5 protein-coding genes are annotated in these 3,873 nt (G+C 51.1%); all 5 read right to left on the bottom strand.

Features of this window, described 5'->3' with window-relative positions; genetic code table 11:
* Positions 1 to 772 (bottom strand): tyrosine-type recombinase/integrase (locus tag RR842_RS12575; protein WP_332729959.1); only part of this gene is annotated, 772 nt, incomplete at its 3' end.
* Positions 769 to 1,959 (bottom strand): tyrosine-type recombinase/integrase, encoded by a 1,191-nt coding sequence (locus RR842_RS12580; protein WP_332729961.1) that lies wholly within the window; start codon positions 1,957 to 1,959, stop codon positions 769 to 771. The genes RR842_RS12575 and RR842_RS12580, both read right to left, overlap by 4 nt.
* Positions 1,960 to 2,034: 75 nt before the next feature.
* The gene (locus RR842_RS12585) at positions 2,035 to 2,664 is read right to left on the bottom strand and encodes an IS3 family transposase (protein WP_332729962.1); all 630 of its coding nucleotides are present in this window, start codon (positions 2,662 to 2,664) and stop codon (positions 2,035 to 2,037) included.
* Positions 2,661 to 3,383, bottom strand: a complete 723-nt coding sequence (locus RR842_RS12590; RefSeq protein WP_332729963.1) for a hypothetical protein — start codon at positions 3,381 to 3,383, stop codon at positions 2,661 to 2,663. The genes RR842_RS12585 and RR842_RS12590 overlap by 4 nt, the downstream gene beginning before the upstream one ends.
* Positions 3,352 to 3,873 (bottom strand): hypothetical protein (locus tag RR842_RS12595; protein ID WP_332729964.1); only part of this gene is annotated, 522 nt, incomplete at its 5' end. The genes RR842_RS12595 and RR842_RS12590, both read right to left, overlap by 32 nt.

Genomic DNA, 3,873 nt, shown 5'->3' on the forward strand with positions numbered 1-3,873 from the left:
TAGCATAGGCAAAGCGGTGTCGGAATGCGTATGGACGCGGATGTTTACCGCCCTTCTCAGCTGGCAAACTAGCACTCTCCCAAATACGATGAAAAATGATCCCTATCGCGCTCGATGCTACGGGATTACCAGTCGAAGATATAAATAATGCAGGACGTTCAGATCCGAAGGCAGCGCTCGTTTTGGTGTCGCACAAGGCAACCATCTTGGCTACCTCATCGGTGATTGCAAGCTTACGCGAGCGGTGTCCCTTTGACCACATGATGTCAATCTCACCAGCCTCAGGGTGAACATTGCTTCTCTGTAGTCTCCTTACCTCACAGGGCCTCAGTCCACAGGAGTGCATAAGACCAAAGAAGCATGCGGCCTGCCATGTCCAGGGTGTAGCATCCTTATACTCAACCGCTGCGGCGAAAAACGCCCCTACCTCCGCCTGAGTAAGGAGGTAAGGCTGGATACGAACCATCTTTGCCTTGAAATCGTCTGAGAGTATGTACGCCCCCTCATTACCACTTGCGTTCATAAACCTTCCCAGCTCACGAATATGGGACACCCAGGTCAAATGGTTCGGCGACGTCATGGCCTTCCGGTTTATAACCCACCCTTCGACGGTTTGCCGATTGAACTGCGTCAACCCATGCTCGACACAGTAGCGGTCGAAGTCATAAAGTGTCCAGTTCCTGGAATTTGAGGCTATCCCAACACTCGCCTTGAAGTCGATGAATGCATCCATATCTGCAGCGAACTTGCTAGTATATTGGTAGCGCTTCATGCAATCACACCCTTTGGCAGCGGAAGAACGCAAGCTCTCATCCGTTCTGTATCCGCTTCCATGTAACCGCTCGTCGTGTCAGGGTCGGCATGCCCAAGTACGGCGGATATAACTGGCAACGCCACATTGGAGCGAAGCATCTTTGACGCGGCATTATGTCTGAGCAAAAGCGTTCCTGCTCCCACAACATTGGCGGTGCGAAAGACTCGCTTAGTCGCGGCATAAATCGCGGCATGACCGGAAAATGGGGTGTGTGGTGCCTTTGTTTTCACGAAAACATTTGAGCAGTCGGCATCGGGACGATCTTCAAGAAGGTATGTGGCCAGCGTGTCCGCCAAAGCTGGCATTATAGGAACGGTCAACGGGTTTCCTGTCTTTTGTTGTACGAGCGATATCGTCAGGCTGCGCCAGTCGATATCGGTTACCTTCAAATTCACGATATCGCAGGCACGCATGCCGGTAGTTAGGGCGAGGAGTGTGATGGCAGCGTCTTTCGGACGGGTCAGCCCGTTGCAGCAGGCTGAGACCAGCGCTTCCTCGTCGGCTTCGGAAAGCGTTAAAACAATGCTGTGACGACGTGTGGGGCGTGCCAATTCGCATGCCCTGATGAGGTCATCTCTGCCTAAGTACTTCAAGAATGGACGAAAATTGGTGACGATGTGTTGGCCGTCAGTGCCTGACCATCTAGCCGACATATCTGACAGAAATGTAAGAACACTATCCGACTTCGCATCTTCTATGCGAAAAATGCCACTGGATTCAAGCAGCAAGCAATAGTCTCGCGCAAGGCGCCAGTAGTAGTCTTTCGTACTTTGCGCCAAACCGCGCTGGCTACAATCACGGATATATTCTGTCAGTGCATCAAGGAGTGAACTCGATTCAGGCATCGCTGGTGCCGGCGTATTACTGGCGACAGATAGGTCTACGCGACCTTGCTCCGTATATCGAAGTGCAATTCGAACCACGCGCTTACGGATTCTCGTCTCGTTTGCACCATACGGCGTTCCGCAAGGCTTTACCGCATCCGCCCATTCACGAGCACTGCCTTCTTCAAACATGCCACCGGGCAAGGCCTTTTCTAAATATCTAAAATACTTTCGGTACTGGTTGATTGTTGAGTCCATGTAACCCGCCGCATGTAGGACGTCGGCAACCGATTCTTCTATGGAGCTGATTTTGATATCCATGCTATCACCTCTTTCTATATCACAATATGGATACAGAAAGAAGGATAGTCTTTTAAGCATTAAGCCGACAAACAGCTATGCTGCACCAGCGTTGAACTGGAATAATGAGAAGAAATACGGCTTAATGTTTTTTGCGGCATAGTCGGTGTGAACGGTCGGCCTGACCCACAGAGGCACTCTGTCAGTCACCCCCTCGAACATTTTATTCACGAAGTTCACGGTTGGTGACATGGATACCGATCGCCCCACCACCTCTCCGTTGAACAGGTCGATGAGCGGAGACAAATAGACCTTCTGACCTGCGACCTGGAATTCGGTTACATCGCTTACCATTTTTTCGCACACCTCGGAGCTTTTAAAATCCCGCTGGAGGATATTGGGCTCGGGCTGTCTCTCTTGCTTTTTGTAAGAGTTGTAGCGGCCTTTTCTGCGCTGGAGAGGGCGGGTGCCGAGCTCGTTCATGAGCTTGCGTACTGTTTTTCCAGAAAGGTATATACCCTCTTTTCGACGTAGGCAAAGCCGAATTCTTCTATAGCCGTAGGTTTGCCTGCTACCCTCGAATATCTCAGCAATGAGCTTCTTCTCGGTTTCGTACTTGTCTTTGTTCGAATTGCGTAGACGGTGGTATTCATAGGTGCTTTTTGCCAAACAGAATCGTCCTAGGACCCGTTTTAAGCCATAGGTTCCCCTCAGCGAATTGGTCAACTCGACTTTTTCCTTTGTCGAGAGTCCTTCTTCGCTGAGGCTTCGGCTTTTTTTGAAAAAAGATCCAATTCTGCCCTAAGAACGTCGTTTTCGAACTTGAGGTTTTCGCAATACTCCCTTAGGTCTTCATCGAAAACATCGTCTGCTAAAAGCGTGGGCGAGGGTGCCGGTGGATGGTTTAAAACCCCTCTCCGTGGGCATGGAACGCCCTTGCGAGACTGTGTGCCCATGAGCTCACCCTCCTTCAAATACTTGCCCGTCCATCTGAGGGCTTGAGTGCCATCAGCCCCAACCAGCGCTGCTGCTTGATCGTATGATAACGATTCATCAAGATACGCCGAAACGACACGCATCTTCTCATTAGCAGTATAACGACGCGACCTCTTAGGCTTCAAGTGGCAGCGAGGATCATCACGCACCCATTCGAGAAGGCTTACTGTTGTCGGATAGCCGATCAGCACGCAGGTGAAGTTGGCGCTCTCTCCATTTTTGTAATATGCATTCACCGCATAAGTTTTCTGGACTTTGGTATAGCGTTTATGCGATGGGAGCAGGCTTGCATATCGAGTGTCCCTTCGTGCCCAGTTCAGCAATGCCCCCGGCGTGGGATACCCCAACAGCCTAATGGCCTGCGCGGCGTAGCCTGCGCAACTGAAGTAGACATCCAGCGCACGAGCCTTTTCCTTTTCAGTGCAGTGCCGAAACTTCTCTCCCACCAAAACCACCTTCCTTAGGTTTTGGTCCAAGTTTCTGGGCGCACCTCAGTTGAGTTTGCAATTTAAGCGGCACAATTTGAGGAATCAAGACCTCGGCGATCACCTTGTCCTGGCTACCTTCCAATTCTCCAGATGGTACAATCGTACACGCGGTCAAACGCCTGCCCGCGGAGTCCTGGCTACCTTCCAATTCCCCAGATGGTACAATCATGTCTTCGCAATCAAGTAATTTGATGTAGTCCTGGCTACCTTCCAATTCCCCAGATGGTACAATACGCGTTGCGCGCTGGTAGTTACGCCCCCGGTCCTGGCTACCTTCCAATTCCCCAGATGGTACAATGCGTCCGAGCCTTTTATGCCCGCGTCGGCAGTCCTGGCTACCTTCCAATTCCCCAGATGGTACAATCGTGCTTTGCCGCCATCTGCTTGTATAAACGTCCTGGCTACCTTCCAATTCCCCAAGATCGGAAGAGCACACGACAGAAATCCAGTC

It is taken from the genome of Gordonibacter sp. (assembly GCF_036667095.1).
Classification (GTDB): domain Bacteria; phylum Actinomycetota; class Coriobacteriia; order Coriobacteriales; family Eggerthellaceae; genus Gordonibacter.

Coding starts and splice junctions, on each gene's coding strand:
- RR842_RS12580 (WP_332729961.1), bottom strand. CDS start 1,959: ATGGATATCAAAATCAGCTCCATAGAAGAATCGGTTGCCGACGTCCTA.